The sequence below is a fragment of the Marinobacter manganoxydans MnI7-9 genome, assembly GCF_000235625.1.
GTDB classification, from domain to species: Bacteria; Pseudomonadota; Gammaproteobacteria; order Pseudomonadales; family Oleiphilaceae; genus Marinobacter; species Marinobacter manganoxydans.
This window is the reverse complement of record NZ_AGTR01000085.1, coordinates 382,038-404,786: the sequence shown is the minus strand read 5'-3', so window position 1 is coordinate 404,786 and position 22,749 is coordinate 382,038. Positions and strand designations below refer to the sequence as shown.

The window sequence follows — 22,749 nt, the reverse complement described above, 5'->3', positions numbered from 1 at the left end:
ACTCATGGCGGCAACGAACTCTTCTTCTTGATTCTTTTGGGGTGCTCGCATGAAGCGTAAGTTGTTAGGTGCTGTCGTCCTTGCACTGGCGACACTGGTGTTTAATCCTGTCTGGGCGCAAGAGGCCCCCGCGGTTGATCGCACGTCTACCGGGGGTGCTCAAACCCTGGAAGACATCCTGGCTCGTCAAAAACAGTTGGAAATTGACGAGTCTTTTCGCTCGGAAAACCTGGGTAATCCTGCCAATGCGGCACCGATCAGTGGTCGACTCGGCACCCTGGGAGGGCGCTCGGATTCCGACATCTATCGTGCCATTCGATACAACAAGATTGACCCCAGTACCCAGGCCCGGGGGCCTGCCGCTGACGTCCTGATCCAGGACGGAGGCATACCCTGGTACAAGTTACGAGAGGGGCCGGTCATCACTTACGGTGGCAGTGCAATCCTGGCTATCATTGCGCTACTGGCAGTGTTCTATTTTGTGCGCGGAAGAATCAAAATCACAGGCGGCCCTGCGGGCACCACGGTTGAACGATTCAAAGCCATCGAACGATTTGGTCACTGGCTGTTGGCGGGCTCGTTTGTCGCATTAGCTATAACGGGGTTAATCACCTTGATGGGTCGCAGTTTCCTCATTCCGGTTATGGGGCCCGAGGCCTTTGCCACTCTGGCTGCCGGCTCCAAATGGCTTCACAACAACATTGCGTGGGCCTTTATGTTGGGGCTGGTGATGACCTTCTTCATGTGGGTGGCGCACAACATCCCCAACAAGCTCGATTGGCAGTGGCTCAAAGTGGGCGGCGGCATCTTCACCAACGCCCATCCGTCAGCGAGGAAGTTCAACGCCGGTCAGAAAATTGTTTTCTGGACCGTGATGTTGCTGGGTTTTTCAGTCTCGTTGTCGGGCCTGTCATTGTTGTTTCCGTTTGAAATTCCAATGTTTGCCAAGACGTTTGGCGTCGTGAACACTGTTTTGGGAACGGATTTGCCGACAGTGCTGACGCCGCACGAAGAGATGCAGTATGCCAACATCTGGCACTCTATCGTGGCGTTCGTGATGATGCTGGCCATCATTGCCCACATCTACATCGGCTCGGTCGGCATGGAAGGTGCCTTCGACGCTATGGGTAACGGCCAGGTTGATCTCGAATGGGCTCGTCAACACCACGATCTGTGGGTCGCTGAGGTTGAAGCCAAACAAGGCAAAGGAGGTTCGTCGTGAAGGTAATGATTTCGGCTTTTATCGCGGCCCTGCTCATTGCCACGGCTGCACCAATGGTGCTGAACCAATTTGGTTGGTCCTCGGCAGCGCAAACCAGCTCTGAGAGCGTTCGCCTTGACTGATCAGTCCGGGGTATACCAGATCGACGCTGTCGGTCTGGTATGTCCTCTCCCCATCTTGCGCTTCAAAAAACGGACCAAAGACCTGCCCAGCGGAACACTCGTCGATTTCCTGGCAGATGACCCCACCGGCCGAAAGGACCTTCAGGCCCTCTGTGATATCACCGGCCACCGGATTGAATGGACCAGAGAAGAAGAAGCTGGCGTCACTCGTTACCGCATTTCCCTGGCATAAAACGGCATCGAAATCGTCAATCCTTTCCTACACTTCACCACGCCCTCTTGGAAAATCAGGCGCCAACCCCCTATCTTAAATTAGGACTCCTAATAATTGGAATTCCGATGAGTTCAGACCCACTGTGGGAAATGATGATGCCTGAAAATGTCGAGGGACTGGCCCGGTCGATTCCTGGTGCTGCGGAAACCATGACCTTCTGGAGGCACGAGTGGCGGATCAAGTCAGCATCCGGTGTTGTGAAATGACTGAGTGGTACCGGCACTCCCAAACAGCGTGAAAACGGAGACATATGCTGGAATAGCGTGATCATTGATGTAACACGGGAACGTCAGATCCATAGCAAGCAAACCACCGTAAGCCTACCCTCATTTCTATTTAATACAGACTAAAAGGCCAAACAATGAGCGACAACAGTCGACCGGTAATTCTGACTGCCCGGCAAATAAGATTCCTGCAGGACCTGATCCTCGAAAAGCAGTACCAGCTTGCCGCTCAGCAGTCAGAGAATCAGCAGAGCACTGATTACAGTCAACTCAGCGAGCAGATGAGCCACACAACAGATCTGCTGATGCAGCTGACCGACGCATTGCCGGAAGATTGCGCAATTCCCCTCCAGGAAACTCCGGAAATCCCGGCGAGCACCTGCCCCTAGTGACCACCTCGTGGATGCTTGCGGGCTTCCAGGTTACCCAGCGACATTTTCACGTCTCGATCCGAAAGTTCTGGAAGATCGTCAAAATTCGAAACTCGCGGAAATTTCGAATCGATCACAGTCGCCAGCGTATCGTCGATGCACAGGGTGTCTGCCACGGCCTGATGACAACCGGGCATCAGGATTGCCCTGATCTCGCCGATTTCTCTTGTTCCCGTCTCAACGTCTCCGGAGCGACTGGCGCTGATCACGGTGAGCTTTTCGGCCCAATCCACAGCGCGGCCATCAACAGGTTTCGCCTCAATCCGCTCACAGGCTGTCAGGGTTGCTTCAAGCAACGTTCGGAAGTTAGCTGATTCAGCCAGCCGCTCGGCCTTTTCGCGAGCACTGCGATCTTCGTCAGGCACCAATAGTATGTAGGGCGTATTATCAACAAAGACACCCCAGTAGTCGGCCGCAATGGCTTCGGGTTTCGGGTAATAAACCCCAGCGGTCAGGGTCGAATGCTTTTTCCTTCTAGCCAGGAAGGCGCCTTTTTTTTCACAATCCAATTCTTTGCCTCGGTCTTTTCCGGTTTTCACTTCTTGCACGGGTCGTCCAGCAATGGCCATTGAACGATAGGCTCGAGCCCCATCGGTGGATCATTTCGTGGACGCAGAAATATGGTGATTGCAAGAAGGTTTTACAAATCCGCAGCCAGGCCTGTGCCTGCCGAGCGACATTTCCGCTCTTTTGGCAGCACATATGCGTCGTAATCTCTGGAATGATTCACGAATGACGCAATAATGATTAAGGAAGCATCGATCCCGGCCGATATAAAAAAAGATCGCAGTAATTTGCGTGCTCCAATAGTCCGTAAAGCTTATAGATTCTGGGGAATCAGCATGTCTATCAGAAAACTGTTCATCGTCTCGATTGCCGCTGTTCTGCTGGTCATCGCAATACTCGCAAGCGTTGTGATCGCTTTAAACACGCAGAAAACGATCACGGCAGATGTCGCTGAAAGGCAGAGTGATCTTGTCGAGGAGATCACCGGAATGCTCTCCATCACCGACGAGCTCATGTCAAAACGGGTGAAGAATTCGCTGAATCTGCTCATTGAACGCGGCCAGCAACTCGGAGCCGCCAGGATCCAGGGAACCGAACCGGTCGCAGGCAAACCCGTTCCGGCACTGTTTCTCGGCGACACCATGATCAACAACAACTTTGACCTGGTGGATGGCATAACCGGGATCATGGACGGCACAGCCACTCTATTCGTCAGGGATGGACAGGACTTTGTCAGGGTTTCCACAAACGTAAAGAAAGACGATGGATCCCGTGCCATCGGCACCAAACTGAATATGGCGGGCGCGGCCGGGCAGGCCATTAGCCGGGGCGAAGCCTACTTCGGACAGGTCGATATTCTCGGCAATCCCTACCTCACCGCTTACAGCCCTATCCGTAACGCCTCAAACCAGATTATCGGCATCTGGTATGTGGGCTATTCAGCGGACCTTGAAGAACTTGAAGCGGCCATCACCTCATCCAGCCTGCTGGAAAGAGGATTTCTCGCCCTGGTGGACGACAAGAATCGACTGCGCATGCACTCCAGCTCCATTGAGTCCGATCCACTGCAAAACCTGCTGGAATCTGAGCCGGAAGACTGGAACCTTGCACGTACTGCGTTCGATGCCTGGGGGTACCAGATTATCACCGGCTACTCGGAAGACGAAGTGGCAGCCATGGTTCGCAATCAGACCATCAAGACGGTCATGGCAATTTTGATCGGCGGACTGGTGCTGATCGGCTGCCTGAGTGCCCTGGCACAACTGGTTGTGGCTCGACCTCTCCAAAAAATGATCGATGCCATCAACGACATTGCCAGCGGCGAAGGCGACCTGACGGTGAGGTTCAATGCAACCGGCAAGAGCGAATTGGACGTCATGGCCCAAGGCTTCGATCGCTTGCTAGACCGGTTACAAACTACAATTTCAGAAACCAAAAGATCCTCGGAAAGCCTGCTTGAGGCCTCGTCGAGTCTAAGGGGCATAGCATCAGACTCCGCCACCGTCGTCTCGCAACAAACCGAGGAGACCGAGCAGGTTGCAACCGCCATGAATGAGATGACAGCAACCGCTCAAACTGTTGCCGAAAGCGCCTCCAGGGCTGAAAACATTGCCAAAGAGGCGGATGGTCTGGCCGAAAGTGGCCAATCGCTCATTGCCAAAACCACGGCGAAAATACAGAGCCAGCTCGACAACAACCAGAGCTCAGTGCAAACCAGTGCTTCGCTGAGAGCTGCATCGGATAACATCGGCAATATTCTTTCCGTCATAGAAAACATTTCGGAACAGACTAATCTCCTGGCGCTTAATGCAGCGATTGAGGCAGCGCGAGCCGGAGAACACGGCAGAGGTTTTGCGGTGGTGTCAGACGAAGTCAGAAACCTGGCCCGTCGGACCCAGGAGTCCATCAAAGAGATCCAGGACCAGATCAATCACCTGCAGGAAGGCGTTGCCGGTGTTACCGACGTTATTGAGGTGGGCAGTCAGCTAGCAACTGAAACCAACGACATGATCCGCGAAACCGGCAACGCGATCGAGGCACTGCGCGAGGGCGTTCGAACCATTCGGGACACCAACATTGAAATGGCAAGCGCCGCCGAGCAGCAGAGCCAGGTTTCTGAGGACATCAACCAGCGCCTTGAGCACATTCGGCAAATGGCTGGTAGCAGCCAGGAGAACGCCGCATCAACCAATGAGGCGGCAGAAACGTTGAAGCAACTAGCGGAAAAACTGAAGTCTCAATTGGACTCTTACAGGACCTGACCCAGTTTCCATACCCGGCAATCATTCTTAAATAACGAACGAATCTATCGGATATATATATTTTTGTTCACAGCAAAAGCCTCGGATACTACGCGTATTAAATACTCCTGATTCCGAGGCCCTCGCATGTTCGATGTTCAGGCGATCGAATCCTTGTTCTCACTGCTGGTACCGCTGCTTTTCGGTGCCGGAGCAGTCGCGACCGGATTGGCAACCAACCAGAGCAACCTTCTCGCACGGTCATTGACCTTCAAGCTTGCCTTTGTATCGGCTTTGGCCGCCGCAATCGGAAGTTGGTGGTGGCCGGTCGATGGCGTCTGGTTCAGTCACGCGCCTCTGGCCTCAATTATGTTGCTGCTGATCACTTTGCTGGGAATGGTGCTGGGACGCTTCTCGGAGAGGTATCTTGCCGGGGATCCCGGCCAGCGCCGTTTCATGATCTGGCTTCAGGTGATCCTCGCCAGCGTGGCCATGATCGCCATCACCAATCATTTGCTGGTGTTCCTCGTCAGCTGGATTGCCATCAGCGTAAGCCTGCACCAGTTGCTGATGTTCTTTCCTGATCGCCCGCGCGCCGCCCTGGCGGCGCACAAAAAGTTCATTTTTGCCCGAATTGCGGAGCTCTGCCTGGCACTGGCGTTCCTCCTGCTTTATGTCCAGTACGACACGCCCTTTATTGATCGGATTCTGGTCCAGGTATCCGGTGCAACAGAGGTGCCCGCCGGCGCCCAGATCGCTGCGGTTTTGATGGCTGTGGCTGCTTTGCTCAAATGCGCACAGATGCCTTTCCACGGTTGGCTGATTCAGGTGGTGGAATCACCCACGCCGGTTTCCGCCCTGCTTCACGCCGGCGTTGTAAACCTTGGCGGTTTCCTGATGATTCTGATGGCACCGCTTATTTCAGAAGTAAGCGCAGCCCAGTGGCTTTTGCTGGCCGTGGCAGGCCCCACGGCGGTGTTTGCCAGCCTTGTTATGATGACCCGTATTTCCATCAAGGTAAGGCTGGCCTGGTCAACCTGCTCCCAGATGGGCTGGATGCTGGTTGAGTGCGCTCTGGGGCTGTACGAGCTGGCGCTCCTGCATCTGGTTGCGCATTCCGCTTACAAGGCACACACCTTCCTGAACGCCGGCAATACCGTTGAGTTGTCGATGAAAAAACGCCTGGTTGCCGTCAATGAGCCCGGGCCAAAACAGTGGCTGGCCGCTGCCGCCCTGGCGGGCCTGTTCATGCTGCCGACTGTTTTCCTGTCCAATGAGGCCGGCACGGCGCACATGTTTTCATGGATTGTGCCAGGCATCGCCCTGACGATTCTGCTCTCAGAGTTCCTGTCAGCCGGCGGCGGCGTTCTCACCGTTGCCCGTGGCCTGGTTATTGGTGCTGCCTTCTGGGCACTGTACTGGCTACAGAAAACCTTCTTCGGTTTGCTGCTTGCGCCACCGGAAAGCCAGGCAAGCCTGCTGGAAGTGGTTTTTGTCGCTGCCCTTATCGCAATACTGGTACGCGGCTACTACCAGATTCGCTACCACCGTTTCTCACCCGCAGGCGCCAGGCTTTATCGGTTCCTGTTCGCCGCGGGCTACCTCGATGAGTGGTCCACCCGTCTGACCCTGAAAATATGGCCTGCCAAACTGCCTGATGTCGTTCGGCCGCGAGCCGTGGTCAGCGTCTCTTCAACCTCTGGTTCCGGGGAGTCCGCATAATGTTAGCGTCGAGCCTTAATGCCACCACCGAAGCAACCACCCATACACCAGATTGGCATGCGGCCGTCACCGATGCCTGCGCGCGAATCGCGCCCTCCTGGCCATTGGATCAGATGATCGCCGTGAATCCGTTCTGGGAAATGCGGGACCTGCCATTCACCAGGGTCGCTTCACGCATGGCGGCACTCAATGGCACCTGCTGCCAGAATCAGGCCGCGCTTGCCGGACAGGGCAACGGCCCGGCGGCCGCGGAGACCGCCAGCATGCCCGAACACTGGCAGAATCTGAGCGCCCAGCTGGATCGCAATCGCGACACCGCCCACCAGGTAGGCTGGCAGGATGAAGTTGTGCATCAGATAAGCCAGTTCTGCGGCGACTATTTCCAGCGTCTGGATGCCGGTGATTTCAAGGCGGATGCCCAGGACCTTTACCATAGCTGGCTGCAAATGACCCGGGCTGACCGCGGCATTGCCATTGTTATGGGCGAACCATCCCTGCCCTCGCAGTTTCAGGTGTTACCGGATCAGCATGAAAAACTGATTACCGATGCCCTCGACGCCCTGGCATCACAACCGGACTATGCGCCGGATTATGCCCATGCGCTCCTGCTGGATATCAACGGCTGGTCATCCTGGGCCGCTTACTTGCGGTGGCAAGCGCGACTCAGTGGCCACGAGGAAGACCTGCTGCCGGGCCTCCTGGCCATCCGACTGGCCTGGGAGCTCGCCATATGGCGGCACGTCCAACACGTTGGCGGGGCCATTTTTGCCGAACTGAAACAACGCTGGCTCAAACAGTGGGATGCCTGGCCAGAGATGCTGCAGACCCACGAGCAATCTCAAACCACAGGTTGGCGCCAGCAAACAGAGGCTGAGTCGGCCTACCAGTCACAGATGGCTGAAAAGCTTCTTACCAGGCCTGAAAATCCCTCGTCGGACGATCAGCCGCTCAAGTTACAGGCGGCCTTCTGCATCGATGTTCGGTCGGAGGTCTATCGTCGTGCGCTGGAAGCCCAGAATCCCGCTATTCAGACCCTCGGGTTTGCCGGGTTCTTCGGCCTCCCGATCTCCTATCGACCCAAGGGCACCGGGTTTTGCCGGCCACAATTGCCGGGCTTGCTGGCGCCGGCGCTCGAGGTTACTGAGGCCGAACCCGCCGACAGCTTCAGCCGGCAATCATTAGCCAACCACTCCCACTGGTCACAGTTTTCCAACGCCGGCCCGGCGAGCTTCAGCTTTATCGAGAGCATGGGCCTGGCAGGTCTGGGACGCATGGTTCGCAAAACCTTTTTTGGCAAGTCCTCGGATAACCCGGTCGATCAACTCCATAAGGGACAGACCGAGTTCGAGATCCGCCAGAACGGAGCCCTGCTTGGCGCTGCGGAGAAAGCGGAGTTGGCCGGCGGCATTCTCCGGGCCATGACCCTGACTCATGAATTTGCGCCCACCGTTCTCTTAGTCGGGCACGGCAGCAGCACGCGCAACAATCCCCATGCAGCGGGCCTCGACTGCGGCGCCTGCGGCGGACAGACCGGTTCGGTAAACGTTCGCGTACTTGCCGGCATCCTGAACGACAAGGACGTGCGTGCGGCCCTGGCTGAGCAGGGGATTTCGATCCCCTCCGAAACCCGATTCGTGGGGGCACTGCATAACACAACCACCGACGAGGTCGAGTGCTCAGGTGATGTTCCCGACGAGATCCGGGGTTTCCTGGCCAATGCCGGCGCCCAGGCACGTCGTGAACGCGCCCTGCGGCTTGGTATCGCAATCGAGAGCGATGTTGACAGCGCCATCAAAAAGCGCAGCCAGGACTGGTCCGAAGTACGGCCGGAATGGGGGCTTGCCGGCAACGCCAGCTTTATCGTGGCGCCTCGCTCGGCCACGCGACACCTGGATCTGGGTGGCCGCAGTTTCCTCCACGACTACCGCTGGCGCGAGGATGAAGGCTTCAACATCCTCGAACTGGTCATGACCGCGCCCATGGTGGTCACCCACTGGATCAACCTTCAGTACTTCATGTCTGTTACCGACAATCTGCATTACGGTAGCGGCAACAAGGTCCTGCACAACGTGGTTGGCGGCCACCTGGGCGTTTTCGAGGGCAACGGCGGCGATTTGCGAATCGGTTTGCCGCTGCAGTCAGTACACGATGGCCAGCGTTGGGTTCACGAGCCCCTGCGCCTGAGCGTTTACCTGGCCGCACCGAAAGAAGCGATTGCCGAGATCGCCCGGAAACACAAGGTCGTAAAGGATTTGATCGGTAACGACTGGCTGTATCTGTTCCGGATCAACGACGAGCACACCTCGATAGAGCGTTTTTATCAGAATCAATGGCAAACTGTTGCCTGTGACTCCAATCGGTAAACCCTGAGACCTTATGCCCGCAACCATCAAGTTAGACGCGACCCAATCCGCTGACGTTGAGAAAGCCGCCAGCCTGCTTCTTGCCGGCCATCTCGTTGCTGTGCCCACCGAGACTGTCTATGGCCTCGCGGCCGACGCCAGCAACGAACAGGCGGTCAGAAAAGTGTTTGAAGCAAAGCAGCGCCCGGTCGGACACCCTCTGATCGTGCACGTTGCGTCACCTGACAGGGTCAGACTCTGGGTCGACCACCTGCCGGAGACCGCCAGGCAGCTGATCAAGGCATTCTGGCCGGGGCCACTCACACTGCTACTGCCAAAGAAAAGCGGCGTCAGCGATTTCATTACCGGCGGCAACCCGGGCGTGGCGGTCAGGATGCCGGCGCACCCGGCCACGCTGGCAACCATGGAGCAGCTCGGCCGGGATCTGGTTGCCCCATCTGCGAACCCCTATGGCAGGATCAGCCCGACCACCGCAGAGCACGTGCTCGCGGGCCTGTCCGGAAAGATCGAGGCGGTTCTGGATGGCGGGGACTGTTCAGTGGGCATTGAATCCACCATTGTCGACCTCACCGGCGACACGCCAGTTATCGCCCGGCCCGGGCAGATCGCACAGAGCGATATCGAAGCCTGCTTGGGAATCACGCTCGCCCCGGGCAAAAGCGCCAGTCAGGCGGTGCCGGGGAGCGTAAAGCGCCACTACCAGCCTGTTACGCCTACGGTTGGAGTGGCCACGGATCAATTCGCCCGGCTTCTGCCCGAAGTTACATCGGCAGGCGAAAAGATTGGCGTGATCTGGTGGCAGTCGCCCCCAGACGAGCGGGCATCCGAGGCCATTATGCTCAGCGCCGATCCGAACGAATACGCTCGCATGCTCTACACCGCCATGCACTCGATGGACAAGGCAAACGTCGATCGGATCGTGATTGAGCTTCCGCCCAGGGAAAGCCAATGGCTGGCCGTCCACGATCGGCTGGGACGGGCCTGTACCGAACAATTCGCCTAAGCCGGCGTGCCCTGGCATGCAGGGCAGTAATACAGGCGCCGGCTGGCCATCATGGTTTTAACTAGCGGCGACGCGCAATCGTGGCAGCGTTGGCCATCGCGGTTGAACACCATGTGTCGGCGCTGCCCGAACGTCCATCCTTCTTTTTTGAGCCGCTCTGCCCGCTCGGGCGGATTGGTGATGCCCTTCAACCGATAGGTTCGCTGCACCAGGGTCAGGATGGCCTCGGCCAATTTCGACTGCTGATCGGCGTCCAGATCACGGGGCCGTGCCCGGGGTGAGACACCCGCTTCAAAGAGGATTTCCGAGCGGAGGTAATTACCGATTCCGGCAACGAACGCCTGGTCCAGCAGCAAACCACCCAGGTTCCGGCCCCGGAAACGCTTGTCGTCAAACACCGCCAGAAGCTGATCGACGCTGACATCCTGATTGAGAGGGTCCGGCCCGAGCCGTGACAGATAAGGCACCTCGCTCAATTCATCGGGCCGAACCAGTTGGATGTCGGAGGCGCTGTACAACCGGGCCGCTTTCTTCGGACCGATAATGGCAAATCGCAGCTGCCGGTTTGTACTCGGTTCCCGATCGGGTTTGCCCATGCGCCACTTGCCATACAGCTGGTTATGGCTGTAAACGCACCACGGCCCGTCTTCATCTGTGGCCTCAAAAAACACCAACACGGCTTTGCTCCGCGCCTCCACTCTCTCGACTCTGCGTCCCCGAAGGGCACTCTCGAAAGGCTTCAGGTGTTCAAAGGCAAAAAACACAGATTGCGCTGTCTTGCCGCCAATGGCCTTATGAATGTCATCGACCATGCGGCGTATTTCGGGACCCTCGGGCATACTTGTTTCCGCTCCTGACCAGTCTCTCTGCATCACGGGTAAGCTAAACCCTACGTTGCTTCCAGCAATTCGGAGTTGTCGGGTCACAAAGTTTTGCCCGGATCCAGGTAAGCCCTTTGCTCAACCTGCTCGTAGGTTCTGATGTATTCAACGTAAGAGCAAGGTGAGTCATGAAGGACACCAAGCTGGCTCTGTTCATCGCAGCAATCCTGATTGTGCTGGCGGCCGCGACGCGGGAGGAACCGTCTGCCTCTGAAAGCTGGGCGACGACCCGGGTTGTTCCTCTGGTCTTTGCAGAGGAGCTCGGCGCCGATCAATGGCCACCTTCGATGAGGGATCGTTTTCTGAACGATACGGAAAACCAGATCAGAATGAGTCAGCCTGACAGGGTAATGCGTGATGACCGCGGCCCCGATGAGTGGCTGCCGTCTTCAGGTCAATGCGATTACATGGGCAGGTTCATGGCGGTGATGGAGCGCTACCAGCTCCACCACCGCGAGCCCCATTGGCGGGACTGGCAAACGAAAAGGCAGCGCTGTTATACCCAGTTCCAGTAGAAGCAGCCTGACGTTCCGAAGCGGGATGCCTAGCGTTTGTCGTCTGGCCCAATCAGGTCAGACAGCTGCTTGCGAAGGGAATCAACATTTTCTTCGCCGCTTTCCTTGAGCTCATCCAGTTTTTTGCGACCATCTGAGATTTTATCTTCGACCGAGCGCAATGCATCGGAAGCGCTCTGCTGGATATCCGCGCTGGCCTTCTCGTTCTCGGCTTCCGCTTCTTTGGCTTTGGCCTTGGCTTTGAGGGAATCGGCTTGTTTTTCCCATTCTTCTAGCTGGGTTTCGGCCTTTTTGATCAGTTCGTCTTTCAGTGACATGAAATGCCTCCATTGCTTGATTGGCGGATATTTAACCATATCCTCGAGAAATAGAAACGGAAACGCAACCTAGGTCCAACCGAATAGCTGCCTCAGTCCGCTTTTGACGATTGATCCGAGCTGTCAGACTCCGAGCTACCCTTGCGCTCGGGCTGCAACTCCTCTTCAACCCAGCGCCTCACCTGATGTCGATCCTTTCGGCGAACCAGCTGTTCGCTGTGAATATTTCGGGGAAAAATCTGGGGCCCACCTTCGTGGCTGAGAGAAAAACTGCGCCGTACACCCACCGGATACTTTGTGGGCCCGTGAATCACAGCTGCCCGGATTTCAACGCCGGTTATGTCCTCGAACAGGTAATCGCTTTCGCTTTCTTCACTACGACGCCCCAGGATGATGTTCCGGAACGAGCCCAGCACCAGATACCCACCGGGCTGCAAGGGCCCCTGCCGAAGCACCTGGTGCACGTTCGCGTCGTCCGCCCCGACCCGGCGATACTCGGTCACCGTCATGGTCTTCTCTTCGCCTGCCCGGGTATAGAGAACCACCTGAACGCACTGCACGTGCACCGTTTCCTTGCCCATGTTCACCAACAGACACAAGGCATCCGGGTTTTCATTCTGGGCGTGATGAATCACAAGGTAGGGCCGGTTGTTTCGTTTGTACTGCAGGAAAAACAGCTGGAAGTAGACAATCCAGACGATCGCCATGATTGCGCTGCTGACAGGCGCGATGTAATCCATTTATTAATTCCCTCCCGATTCCAACACTCCGAAAAGCCAGCTTGCTTTGAACCTTCCATACTCAACTGGATAACAGGATCCCAATCGGAGATAATAAACGCGATTATTTAACACCAGTGCCATTCGTTAGTCTCTGGTCATGACCATTTACAGCGTTATTCAATTAGTCATTTTTTCGGTTCTGTTGCTCAATACCGTGCACCTGATGCCAGCTTTTGGCCGCTGTCTGAAGGGTGCAGAATCGGCATTCCAGTCCGGGTATCTCTGCGCCATGCTCACCATGCGCCTGGCCCGCAACATTCTGGGCCTGATCCTGGTAACCGCCAGCACCGCGCCCAACCCGGAAATTCACGCCCTGGTGCCCAAGGGTATCCTGCTGTTCCTGGTTCTGGCACTCATTAACGCCGCCCTGACCCAGTACATGGAACGAATCCGGGTGGAAGAGGGCGCCCGTTTCTAGGCGCCTCGCTGTCAGGCGTAAAGCGACTCGATCACCTCGGTATATTTCTCGTAGATATTGCTCCGGCGGACTTTCATGGTCGCCGTTACCTCGTCATCGTCGTGGTCCAGTTCCTTCGTCAGCAAGTGGAAGCGTTTGATCTGCGCCACCTGTGGTAGCTGCTCGTTGCCCTTGTTTACTTCTGCCTGGATGAGGTCATTCACCTGCGGCTGCTCGGTCAGGCTCCGGAAGGTGGTGTAGGCAATGCGCTCCTGCTCTGCCCACTTTGCCACCGTATCGAAATCAATCTGGATCAGCGCAGACACATATTTTCTGGCCTCACCGATCACAATGCATTCCTTGATATAGGGACTGGCCTTGATGGTGTTTTCGATTTCCGTTGGTGAAAGATTCTTGCCGCCGGCGGTGATCATGATGTCTTTCAGACGGTCGACGATCTTTAGCTGGCCATCCCGCCATTCACCCACGTCACCGGTGTGCAGCCAGCCATCCTTCAAAGTTGAAGCCGTGGCCTCGTCGTTCTTGTAATATCCCTTGAACATGCTGCCACCGCGCATGATGATCTCGTTGTGCTCCCCAAGCGTTACCTCAACCCCGGACACAGGCACACCCACGGTTCCCAAGCGCACGTCATCAACGGGTTGCGCCGTGGCAACGCCGGTGCTTTCCGTCTGGCCGTATACTTCTACCAGGGGAATGCCGATGGTCCGGAAGAACTCCAGTATGCCGGTTGATATAGGGGCTGCCCCGGTGAGCGCAATACTGCATCGGCGCAGGCCGATAAAATTCTGCAAGGCGCGCAACACAAGCCAGTAACTGATGCCATACAGGCATTTCTCCTTCAGTTTCCAGTCTGCGCGGGGTTTCGTGGCCATAGGCGAACACACCCGGATTGCCCATTTGAACAATGCCTGCCGCAAACGCCCGGTCTCCTGAATCTTGATGTAGATGGACGAGTGCAGTTTCTCCCATATCCTCGGCACCCCCAGGAAAAAGGTCGGCGCAATCTCCCGCAAATCCTCCTGAATGGTCCGCAGGCTCTCGCCGAAGCTGACCGTACTGCCCACATAGACCGGTGCAATGTTGGTAAAGGCCTGCTCTGCAACGTGGCAAAGCGGCAGATAGGAAAGGCTCGAGCCGTGTTCGTCCGCCTGCAACAGCTCAATAAGCCCCGGCGCCGCGGCATGAAGGTTGTGCCAGCTGATCATTGCCCCCTTGGGTCGGCCGGTGGACCCGGAGGTATAGATCATCAGGGCGGTGTCATCCATTTGCTGGCTGTCCAGCAATTCATCCACCAGGTTGGGATGCTGCGTTTCGAATTCCCGGCCCCTGGCCTCGATATCCTCGAATGCCGACGGCGGCTCCGGGTAATAGCGCAGGCCCTTCATATCAATGGCAATGCAGTGCTTCAGTTTGGGCAAATCTGGCCAGGCTTCCAGCACCTTGTCGGTCTGTTCCTGATCTTCGCAGATCGCAAATTCCGCGTCGCTGTGCTGCAGGACATAGGCCACCTCGTTCCAGGGACTGGTGGGATAGACCCCGACACAGATGCCCTGCACCAGGCCGATGCCCATCTGGCCGATGACCCACTCCACCCGGTTTTCCGAGATAATGGCCACGTGGCCACCCGGTTCGAGCCCCATGGCACGCAGCCCCAGCCCGAAGTGCCGGGCCCGCCGGTAATAATCCTGCCAGGAATAGGCCTGCCAGATACCGAAGTCCTTCTGGCGCAAAGCAAGGGCGTCCGGCCGCTCCCGGGCATGGGCCCGGAGCATCTGTGTCAGCGTGAGGTCAGGGATGGAAGGCGTTGTCATGACAGCCACCGTTTACGGCGTTTGTAGTGCTTGATGTCTCGATAACTGCGGGCCTCACCTTCCTTGCCACCCACACCCAGATAGAATTCCTGAACATCTTCATTGGCCGTGAGTTTGTCTGCCGGGCCGTCGATTACGATCTTGCCGTTTTCCATGATGTAACCGTAGGATGCAACCGCCAGTGACACCGCGGCATTCTGTTCCACCAGAAGAATGGCAGTCCCCTGTTCCCGGTTGATTCTGGCCACGATGGTAAAGATCTCTTCCACCAGCAGCGGCGCCAGACCGAGGGAGGGCTCATCCAGCATGATCAGGTCCGGCTGTGCAATCAGCGCCCGACCCAGGGCCAACATCTGCTGCTCGCCGCCGGAGAGGTAACCGGCCAACTGCTTGCGGCGCTCCTTCAGTCTCGGGAAATAGTTATAAACCAGCTCATAGCTGTCACTCAGGGACGGCTTACTGCCACTGAGCGCGTAGGTGGCGGCAATCAGGTTCTCCTCAACCGTGAGGTCCTCGAACACTCGTCGGCCTTCCATGACATGAAAGAGTCCGTCGCGCACAAGCCGCTCCGGCGGAACACCTTTTACATCCTTACTCCTGAAGCGTACTTCGCCGGCAGTGACCTCTCCGTCTTCCAGGGTCAGCAGCCCTGAGACGCTTTTGAGGGTGGTGGATTTACCAGCACCATTGGAGCCGAGGAGCGCTACAATGGCCCCCTTCGGAACCCGCAGTGACAGGCCCCGAAGGACCTGCACTGACTTGTTGTAGACTACCTCGATATTATCGATTTCCAGTAAGGCTTCCATACAGCCCCTCAGTCGAGGTGGATCCAGTCCGACACGGGCTCATAGCGGCCCTCGTCAGCGTTCACCCGCCAGATACGGCCTACCGGGAAAGACATGTCCCGCACGGTCACGGGAATCCCGATGATACCGCCGGTGTCCCAGTCCTCGATGGAGGCCAGGGCCTCTGCCATGTTGTCCGCGTTCAGCTCTTTGCCGGCATCCAGGGTGCGCTTGATCACTTCGGTCCAGACCATGGCGTTGAACCAGCCCTGGATATACCCGGTGGGACGGTAGCCGGCCTCCGGATCACTCTTCTCGGCCTGGGCCCTCAGGGCATCCAGCATCGGGCCACTTTCCTCACTGTCGTAGTAGTTATAGGGCATCACGCCCATGTAACCATCAGCATCTGCACCCATCTTGTCGATAATCAGCTTGTCCGAAGACCAGAAGGTACCCATGAATTGGGTATCCAGGCCCATCTGGCGCATCTGCACCATGAATTCGTTGATCGGTGACAGCACATAACCGTGGAAGACCACGTAATCGGGGCGCACCCGACGCAGTTTCAGCACCTCGGCAGAGACGTCGACACTGCCGGGCTTGGTGACAATTTCTTCCACCACTTCAATGCCCAACTCGGCAGCGCGGGCCTTGCCATTCTCGATCGGGTCCTTACCAAATTCGGTATCGCTATAGACAAACGCCACGTTCGGCATATCGCCGCCTTCACCCTGGGATGCGATGTACTCGAGGATGATGCCGAACATCTGGCTGTAGTTCGGCCCCGGAATGAACTGATACGGATAGGTTTCGTTGTCGGTCAGCACGGTAGCGAAGGACGCGCCGCTCATGAGCGTGTTGCCCTGGCTGTTGAGCTCCGAGGCGATGGCCTTCATGAAACCGGTGCTGTCGCCGTAATAGGTAGCCGGCGAGCTGCTGCCGGAGATCTTCTTGAAAGCCGCGACCGAACGGTCCACCTCATAGGCAGTGTCTTCCATGACGTATTCCACGGGATGACCATTGATGCCGCCCTGGCTGTTGATCCAATCGGTGTAGTCGGTGAGACCGGCATGGAGGTGAATACCGGCAAAGGCAAAGACACCGGAAAGCGGTATGGAGCCACCGAACACGATGGGCTCTTTATCCTGAGCCATCGCCGGGGCAGCAACTGTCAGTGCAGCGACCAGGCTACCAAGCCCGGCAAGCCGGCGACCTTTTTCGAGGATGTTTCTGAACATGTTTCTTCTCCTTGCTGCTTCTTGTTGTTGGTGGTGCATGGGCCCGAGGTAGCGAGCCCGTTGAAACACGATTAATTCCTGAACGGCCACAGGCGGAAGAAGCGACGGATCCGGTGCCAGATCTCCGCCAGGCCGTGGGGCTCGAAGATCAGAAAGCCCACGATCAGGGCGCCAAAGATGATTTCCAGCATCGGCGACATGAACACCGGCGCATTCGGATAGAAAGGCGTCAGCGCGGCGGTCAGCAGCTTCAGGGCTTCCGGCACCAGGGTCATGAAGGCGGCGCCAAGAATGCCACCCAGCAAGTTCCCCATACCGCCGACGATCACGGCCGCCAGATAGAAAATGGACATGGAAAGCGGAAAGCTCTCTGGCGTGACCACCCGATAGAAATAGGCGAACAGGCCGCCGGCGATCCCGGCATAGAACGAGCTGAGCGCAAAGGACATGAGCTTGTAGCGCAACAGGTTAATGCCCAGGATCTCCGCGGAGATATCCCGGTCGCGAATGGCGATAAAGGCCCGGCCAATTCTTGTCCGGAATACATTCCTGGCACCCGCTACCATCAGCACCGCCAGCGGCACAATGATGAAATACATCATGAAATCGCTCTGGAAGGTCAGACCGAACAGGTGCGCCGGCTCCAGGCTCAAGCCACCCATCCCGCCGGTTACCGATTCCCACTCGGCGAAGATGAAATGCAGGAACACGCTGGCCGCGAGAGTCGCGATGGCCAGATACAAACCTTTGACGCGAAGCGAGGGCAGGCCGACGAGGATCCCGACGGCGGCTGCCATGAGGCCGGCCAGTACCAGGGTCACCGGGAAAGGCAATGCGGTGTTAATCGACAGCCAGGCAACGGTGTAGGCGCCCACACCCATAAACCCGGCCTGCCCCAGGGAAATCAGTCCGGTGAAACCGGTCAGGATGTTAAGGCCGGTAGTACTGATCACCGCTATGCCGACCAGGCACCCCAGGTAGAGAAGATAGGAGTCCACCACAAAAGGGAAGACCAGCAAGATCAGCAGGAAGAACCCCAGCCACAATTTCTGGGTCTGGCTTGTCCAGATTGCCTCATCGGCCTCGTAGCTCTGTTTTGCGTCACCGATACGCATCTTACACTCGCTCTATTTCGTGGGTGCCGAACAGGCCGTAGGGGCGGATCACCAGGATGATCGCCAGCACCAGGAAGGTTGCCGGCATCCGGTATTCACCGCCCAGATAGGCGCCCGCTACCGTCTCCAGCCAGCCGATGAACACGCCGGCCACCAGGGCGCCGAGAATACTGTCCAGGCCGCCTACGATCACCACCACAAGAACACTCAGGCCAATGATCCCGAACTGCGGGCTGAGGCCTCCGGTGGCCGCCACCAGCACACCTGCCAGGGATGCCGCAAGAGAGCCAAACACCCACGCCATGTTGAACACCCGGCGCACATTGATGCCCATGGAATAGGCTGCCGCCTGATCCGAGGCGGTGGCTCGCAGGGCCACGCCACCCCGGGAGAACCGGAAATACAGCAGGTAGACAATAAGAAGGGCCGACCCGATAAGAAAGCCGTAGGCAATTTTCGGGGCCAGATACAGCTCGCCGATAAACACCGGCTCGCGAGGCAGGAAATTGGGTAGCAACTGCGGATCCGCCGTCCAGACGAACTCCACCAGACCCACCAGGATGCTCGCAATGCCGATGGTCACCATCACCACTGAAATCGGCGACTCGCCCAGCATCGGCCGGATAATGGTCTTTTCAATGACGCCACCGAGAATACTGCCGCCGATGACAGCCAGCGGAAGGGCAATCCAGGGCGACATTTCCATGCCACCGGCAAACGCCAGGAACAGGTAGGCCGCGAACATCATGATCTCGCCGATGGCGAAATTGATCACCCTCGTCGCTTTATAGATGATCACAAAGCCCAGGGCGATGAGGGCGTAAAGGCCGCCCATGGCAAGGCCTGCAAGGCTGATTTCGCCGAAGAACAACCAATCCATCAGGCGGCCTCCCCCTCGGCATTGAGCTTTTTGCGAAGGCTCTCGATATCACTGTTGCCCAGGTAAGCCTTGATAACCTCGGGGTTGTTCTGAACGTCCGCAGGCAGGCCTTCAGTGATGACCTGACCAAAGTTGAGCACCGCGATGTGGTCGGAAATATCCATGACCATGCCCATGTCGTGCTCCACCATCAGCACGGTGACACCCCACTCTTCCCGAATATCGAGAATAAAGCGGGCCATGTCTTCCTTTTCCTCCCGATTCATACCCGCCACCGGCTCATCCAGCATCAAGACTTTCGGCTGCATGGCCAGCGCCCGGGCAAGCTCGACCCGCTTTTGAAGGCCGTAGGAAAGGCTCGCAACCGGCTGGCGACGAATGTGGTCTATCTCGAGGAAATCGATGATGCGCTCTTCCACATCCCTACGGACAGCCATTTCCTCACGCCGGGCCGGGCCGAAATAGGCCAGCGCACTGAGCAGTCCGCTCTTCATGTGCACGTGGGCGCCCAGCTTGATGTTGTCCAGGACGGTCATACCCCGGAACAGGGCAATGTTCTGGAAGGTTCGGGCAAGGCCCAATGCTGCCCGTTTCGGCGGCTTGATACTGCCCGGCAGCGGCTGCCCCTGATAGCGGATGGTGCCCTGCTGGGGTTTGTAGAAGCCGGAGATGCAGTTGAACAGCGATGTTTTGCCGGCGCCGTTCGGGCCGATAATGGTTGTTACCGTGTTTTCAGGCACCCGGAAGCTCACGTCCTGCAGCGCCTTAACACCACCAAACGACAGAGACAGGTTACTGATCTCAAGGATGCTCACTATACCTCCCGGCACCCCTGGCGCCGGGTACTCAGGCACGTGAACACGCCCTGCCGATACCCATCTCACGCCCGAAGATGATTGTAATTTTTGTTTTTCTTGTCGTCGGGGTTAGCCCCGATCCAGATTTAAAGTAGTCCATTCAGGCAACATTAGGCAAACCGCTCTATCCTGATACCTCATCATTACGCAGGTTTCTGATCTTCAGACCTGCTGAACAGGGAGGGCGATTCATCATGACAGACACGCTGGTAACCACCTCTTTTGATGCCGGAACAGGGGTAGCCAGGTTGACCTTTAATCGCCCCGAAGCCCTGAACGCCATCAATGTCCCCCTCGCGGAGGCCTTTCTTGCGGCAGTCGAGCATATCAATAGCCTTTCCGGCGTTCGGTGCATTGTCCTGGCAGGCACAGGGCGAGCTTTCATGGCCGGAGGAGACGTGTCCAGCATGGTCGGAACGTCAGAGCAGGCAGGCAAAGCCATAGGCGCGATCCTGGATGCCGTCAATCCCGCCATCCTGCTACTTCGCAGCATGGACGCACCGGTTATCGCTGCGGTCAGGGGCGTCGCCGCCGGCGCAGGGCTCAGTCTCACGCTGATGGCCGATCTGGTGATCGCCGAGGAAGACTCGAAATTTCTGGTCGCCTACAATGGTATTGGCGCGGTTCCGGATTGCGGCGGCAGCTGGGCCCTGGCCCACAAGTTGGGCGCTGGTCGCGCGGCGGAGCTGATGTTGCTGGGACGCACCTTGAATGCCGGCGAAGCAAAAGACTGGGGAATGGTCAACGAGGTCGTCCCGGCCAGCGAATTCGAGAGCCGGGTGAACCGGATGATCGAAAAAGTCGCCAAGGGACCGACTCGGGCCTTCGGTGCCTTTCGCCAACTGATCGATCGTGCCAACGGTGACCGGTTGGCCGCCCACCTGGAGGCAGAGCGCGCGGCCTTCCTTGAAATGACCCGAACCGAGGATTTTGCCGAGGGCGTGTCGGCATTTCTGGCCAAACGGCCGTCAGGGTTTCGCGGCTGCTGACGCCGTTACGAATTCGGCCCGGTTGCGGCCATTGTGCTTGGCCTGATAAAGCGCCCTGTCCGCGGAAGCCATGACGTCAGAGAAGGCAGCATGTTCAAGAGCAAGAGAGGCGCCTCCGATGCTTGCCGACAGATGAACCGGAACACCGTCAACCTCCCGACCGGCTTCAACAATGCGCTGTAACAGCCGCCCGGTTACAGCTTCAATCGCCTCGCGGTTGTTATTACGAAGCACGGCCGCAAATTCTTCCCCGCCAACACGGCCAATGATGTCATCATCCCGGAGTTCCGCTTTCATCAGGTTCGCCACAATTCTCAGTACCTCGTCGCCGGTGGCGTGCCCCCAGCGGTCGTTGATCTGCTTGAAGTGATCGAGGTCGATCATGAGAACGGTGATCAGTGAGCCGTCTTCCCGCGCCTTTTCAAACGCCAGATTACCCTCCCGGTAAAAGGCCCGTCGATTGAACAGTTGAGTAAGGCCGTCCCGCTCTGCCAGCACGACCAGGGCCTGTTCGGCACGGGTAAATGCCAGCAACGGAAGCGCCATGGCCGTCGCGCTCACCAGCAACAGGTGGTTCACGAGAATCAGTTTCAGCAGCCCGTGCAGATCCAGCGGGGCACTTCCTGTCACGGAGACCGCAATCACCAGTACCTGGGCCATCATGAGGGTACCGTGGATGCCGAACAGCGTTTGCAGGATCCGCAGCGGCAGCCGCGGTTTGCGTTCAATGGAAGCCAGACGATAGATCGCCAGGCTAAAGACCAGTGCGGAGAACAGTGCCGTCAGGAATCTGGCAGCCACCGGATCCCATCCTGTACTCACAACCAAACCGAACAGATAGAGTAGAGACGCTCCGTACAAAAAACGGGAGGAACCTCGGGTGCCAGCCATGGGCAACTGCATCAGGGCATGTATCCCTGCGAGGAGCAACAAGGGAGACCCGCCAAGCGCCAGATGAACCGTAAACTGCATGAGCCCGGGCGCTTCGGTTATCTCATTAACTACCGCTAACGCCGTGCCCGCCACAAAAGTAAGACAGGCCAGTGCCCAGAGCAGGAAACAACGTTCACGGTGGCGAAGATGGTAGATTGCCCAGAGCATGCCGCCGATCAGGAGGTTAATCATGACCGAAGTGACCAGCAGCGTTGGCAGGTGCATGTTCAGATCCATAAAGGCACAGCGTTCCAGGCTATACAACGGGATATGTCAGGGTATCAGCTTCCCGCCCAGGCCTGCGCACGTGCCGTGTAGCGTTTGGTATGATAATTGTCACAGATTGACTCGACATCCATGCACTCACTGCGAGACCCCATGAATCCGACCATAGACCTTCTGAAATCCCATCGTTCGATACGCAAATTTACCGGCAAGAAAATTCCCGAGGACCTGCTCCGGGAGTTGATCCGCGCCGGCCAGTGCGCCGCCACCTCGAACCACGTGCAGGCGTATTCAATCATTCACGTGATTGATCCGGACAACCGCCGGAAAATCGCCGAACTCGCGGGCGGACAGGACTACATCGCCGATTGCTCGGACTTTCTGGTGTTCTGTGCCGATATGCGGCGCTCTACCGATGCCGCCGGACGGGCCGGGGCCGAAGTGGTGCGCGGGATGACTGAGCAACTTCTGGTTGCCACCATCGACACCAGTCTGATGGCCCAGAATGTGGCCATCGCAGCAGAATCCGAGGGGCTTGGGCTGTGCTATATCGGCGGCATACGCAACAATCCGGCGGAGATAAGCGAAATTCTCCGGCTTCCCGAACATGTCTATCCGGTGTTCGGTATGTGCCTGGGCTACCCGGACCAGAACCCGGAGGTGAAGCCACGCCTGCCGGTGGAGGCGATTCTCAGGGAAGATTACTATTCCGATGCACGGGACGAGGAGCTGGTCGCCGGGTTCGATCGCACCATGAACCAGTACTATCGGGAACGCACCGGTGGCAACAAGGACACGACCTGGTCCGAGCAGCTCAAGCCGCTGTTCACCTCGAAATTGCGACCACACATGCGCGACTTCCTGCGCAAATGCGGCTTCGAGATGAAATAAC

24 protein-coding genes are annotated in these 22,749 nt (G+C 57.4%); 13 read left to right on the top strand and 11 right to left on the bottom strand.

All coding sequences use genetic code 11. The annotated features are described in order from the left end of the window. The first annotated feature begins 49 nt into the window (after nucleotides 1-49). From KYE_RS20430 to KYE_RS20415, 5 genes are all read left to right on the top strand, one after another. Entirely contained in the window at nucleotides 50-1,222 is a 1,173-nt protein-coding gene (locus KYE_RS20430; RefSeq protein WP_008177275.1) for a formate dehydrogenase subunit gamma, read from the top strand. After that, nucleotides 1,219-1,344, top strand: a complete 126-nt coding sequence (locus tag KYE_RS22200) for a hypothetical protein (RefSeq protein WP_008177273.1) — start codon at nucleotides 1,219-1,221, stop codon at nucleotides 1,342-1,344. The genes KYE_RS20430 and KYE_RS22200 overlap by 4 nt, the downstream gene beginning before the upstream one ends. Further along, the gene (locus KYE_RS20420) at nucleotides 1,337-1,576 is read left to right on the top strand and encodes a sulfurtransferase TusA family protein (protein WP_008177271.1); all 240 of its coding nucleotides are present in this window, start codon (nucleotides 1,337-1,339) and stop codon (nucleotides 1,574-1,576) included. Before KYE_RS22200 ends, KYE_RS20420 begins: the two co-directional genes overlap by 8 nt. A gap of 107 nt (nucleotides 1,577-1,683) precedes the next feature. Continuing rightward, nucleotides 1,684-1,824, top strand: a complete 141-nt coding sequence (locus KYE_RS21590; protein WP_008177269.1) for a hypothetical protein — start codon at nucleotides 1,684-1,686, stop codon at nucleotides 1,822-1,824. Between the two features lie 155 nt (nucleotides 1,825-1,979). Further along, complete coding sequence (locus tag KYE_RS20415) at nucleotides 1,980-2,231, top strand: hypothetical protein (RefSeq protein ID WP_008177267.1); 252 nt, start codon at nucleotides 1,980-1,982, stop codon at nucleotides 2,229-2,231. Here the strand turns inward: KYE_RS20415 and KYE_RS20410 are convergent. Next, nucleotides 2,228-2,842 carry a hypothetical protein gene (locus tag KYE_RS20410; protein ID WP_008177265.1) on the bottom strand — a complete coding sequence of 205 codons (615 nt, stop codon included), beginning with the start codon at nucleotides 2,840-2,842 and terminating at the stop codon, nucleotides 2,228-2,230. The two genes, KYE_RS20415 and KYE_RS20410, sit on opposite strands and share 4 nt — an antisense overlap. Before the next feature lie 273 nt (nucleotides 2,843-3,115). Between KYE_RS20410 and KYE_RS20405 the strand changes: the two genes are divergently transcribed. The 4 genes from KYE_RS20405 (at nucleotide 3,116) to KYE_RS20390 (ending at nucleotide 10,108) form a co-directional block, all read left to right on the top strand. Beyond that, a complete protein-coding gene (locus KYE_RS20405) occupies nucleotides 3,116-5,041 on the top strand; it encodes a methyl-accepting chemotaxis protein (protein ID WP_008177264.1) in 1,926 nt (641 codons plus the stop codon). A 126-nt stretch (nucleotides 5,042-5,167) separates the two neighbouring features. Further along, on the top strand, nucleotides 5,168-6,742 hold the full coding sequence (locus tag KYE_RS20400) for an NADH-quinone oxidoreductase subunit L (protein ID WP_008177263.1): 1,575 nt from the start codon (nucleotides 5,168-5,170) through the stop codon (nucleotides 6,740-6,742). Further along, the gene (locus KYE_RS20395; RefSeq protein ID WP_008177260.1) at nucleotides 6,742-9,105 is read left to right on the top strand and encodes a YbcC family protein; all 2,364 of its coding nucleotides are present in this window, start codon (nucleotides 6,742-6,744) and stop codon (nucleotides 9,103-9,105) included. The genes KYE_RS20400 and KYE_RS20395 overlap by 1 nt, the downstream gene beginning before the upstream one ends. Nucleotides 9,106-9,118: 13 nt before the next feature. Further along, entirely contained in the window at nucleotides 9,119-10,108 is a 990-nt protein-coding gene (locus KYE_RS20390) for an L-threonylcarbamoyladenylate synthase (RefSeq protein ID WP_008177259.1), read from the top strand. Here KYE_RS20390 and nei read toward each other — a convergent pair. Further along, on the bottom strand, nucleotides 10,105-10,947 hold the full coding sequence (nei, locus tag KYE_RS20385) for an endonuclease VIII (RefSeq protein ID WP_008177258.1): 843 nt from the start codon (nucleotides 10,945-10,947) through the stop codon (nucleotides 10,105-10,107). The genes KYE_RS20390 and nei overlap by 4 nt on opposite strands. Nucleotides 10,948-11,117: 170 nt before the next feature. Between nei and KYE_RS20380 the strand changes: the two genes are divergently transcribed. Continuing rightward, nucleotides 11,118-11,504, top strand: coding sequence for a hypothetical protein (locus tag KYE_RS20380; RefSeq protein ID WP_008177257.1), 387 nt, complete (start codon nucleotides 11,118-11,120; stop codon nucleotides 11,502-11,504). Nucleotides 11,505-11,533: 29 nt separating this feature from the next. Here KYE_RS20380 and KYE_RS20375 read toward each other — a convergent pair whose 3' ends face one another. After that, nucleotides 11,534-11,821 carry a hypothetical protein gene (locus tag KYE_RS20375; protein WP_008177256.1) on the bottom strand — a complete coding sequence of 96 codons (288 nt, stop codon included), beginning with the start codon at nucleotides 11,819-11,821 and terminating at the stop codon, nucleotides 11,534-11,536. A gap of 92 nt (nucleotides 11,822-11,913) precedes the next feature. Beyond that, nucleotides 11,914-12,561, bottom strand: a complete 648-nt coding sequence (locus KYE_RS20370) for a hypothetical protein (protein ID WP_008177255.1) — start codon at nucleotides 12,559-12,561, stop codon at nucleotides 11,914-11,916. 139 nt (nucleotides 12,562-12,700) lie between these two features. Here KYE_RS20370 and KYE_RS20365 point away from each other — a divergent pair, with 139 nt between their 5' ends. Next, nucleotides 12,701-13,021, top strand: a complete 321-nt coding sequence (locus KYE_RS20365; protein ID WP_008177254.1) for a hypothetical protein — start codon at nucleotides 12,701-12,703, stop codon at nucleotides 13,019-13,021. Between the two features lie 11 nt (nucleotides 13,022-13,032). Here KYE_RS20365 and KYE_RS20360 read toward each other — a convergent pair whose 3' ends face one another. From KYE_RS20360 to KYE_RS20335, 6 genes are all read right to left on the bottom strand, one after another. Next, entirely contained in the window at nucleotides 13,033-14,835 is a 1,803-nt protein-coding gene (locus tag KYE_RS20360) for an AMP-dependent synthetase/ligase (RefSeq protein ID WP_008177253.1), read from the bottom strand. Further along, nucleotides 14,832-15,641: an ABC transporter ATP-binding protein gene (locus KYE_RS20355; protein ID WP_008177252.1), complete on the bottom strand. Its 810-nt coding sequence runs from the start codon at nucleotides 15,639-15,641 to the stop codon at nucleotides 14,832-14,834. Before KYE_RS20355 ends, KYE_RS20360 begins: the two co-directional genes overlap by 4 nt. Before the next feature lie 8 nt (nucleotides 15,642-15,649). After that, nucleotides 15,650-16,858 (bottom strand): ABC transporter substrate-binding protein, encoded by a 1,209-nt coding sequence (locus KYE_RS20350; RefSeq protein WP_008177251.1) that lies wholly within the window; start codon nucleotides 16,856-16,858, stop codon nucleotides 15,650-15,652. A 71-nt stretch (nucleotides 16,859-16,929) separates the two neighbouring features. After that, nucleotides 16,930-17,973: a branched-chain amino acid ABC transporter permease gene (locus KYE_RS20345; protein ID WP_008177250.1), complete on the bottom strand. Its 1,044-nt coding sequence runs from the start codon at nucleotides 17,971-17,973 to the stop codon at nucleotides 16,930-16,932. A gap of 1 nt (nucleotide 17,974) precedes the next feature. Beyond that, the gene (locus tag KYE_RS20340) at nucleotides 17,975-18,853 is read right to left on the bottom strand and encodes a branched-chain amino acid ABC transporter permease (protein ID WP_008177248.1); all 879 of its coding nucleotides are present in this window, start codon (nucleotides 18,851-18,853) and stop codon (nucleotides 17,975-17,977) included. Next, the gene (locus tag KYE_RS20335) at nucleotides 18,853-19,668 is read right to left on the bottom strand and encodes an ABC transporter ATP-binding protein (RefSeq protein WP_008177246.1); all 816 of its coding nucleotides are present in this window, start codon (nucleotides 19,666-19,668) and stop codon (nucleotides 18,853-18,855) included. The genes KYE_RS20340 and KYE_RS20335 overlap by 1 nt, the downstream gene beginning before the upstream one ends. 236 nt (nucleotides 19,669-19,904) lie before the next feature. Here KYE_RS20335 and KYE_RS20330 point away from each other — a divergent pair, with 236 nt between their 5' ends. Beyond that, nucleotides 19,905-20,699: an enoyl-CoA hydratase/isomerase family protein gene (locus tag KYE_RS20330; protein ID WP_008177244.1), complete on the top strand. Its 795-nt coding sequence runs from the start codon at nucleotides 19,905-19,907 to the stop codon at nucleotides 20,697-20,699. Here KYE_RS20330 and KYE_RS20325 read toward each other — a convergent pair. After that, nucleotides 20,679-21,869, bottom strand: a complete 1,191-nt coding sequence (locus tag KYE_RS20325) for a sensor domain-containing diguanylate cyclase (protein ID WP_008177242.1) — start codon at nucleotides 21,867-21,869, stop codon at nucleotides 20,679-20,681. The two genes, KYE_RS20330 and KYE_RS20325, sit on opposite strands and share 21 nt — an antisense overlap. 141 nt (nucleotides 21,870-22,010) lie before the next feature. Here KYE_RS20325 and nfsA point away from each other — a divergent pair, with 141 nt between their 5' ends. Then, entirely contained in the window at nucleotides 22,011-22,748 is a 738-nt protein-coding gene (gene nfsA / locus KYE_RS20320; RefSeq protein WP_008177241.1) for an oxygen-insensitive NADPH nitroreductase, read from the top strand. The last annotated feature ends 1 nt before the right edge of the window (nucleotide 22,749 follow it).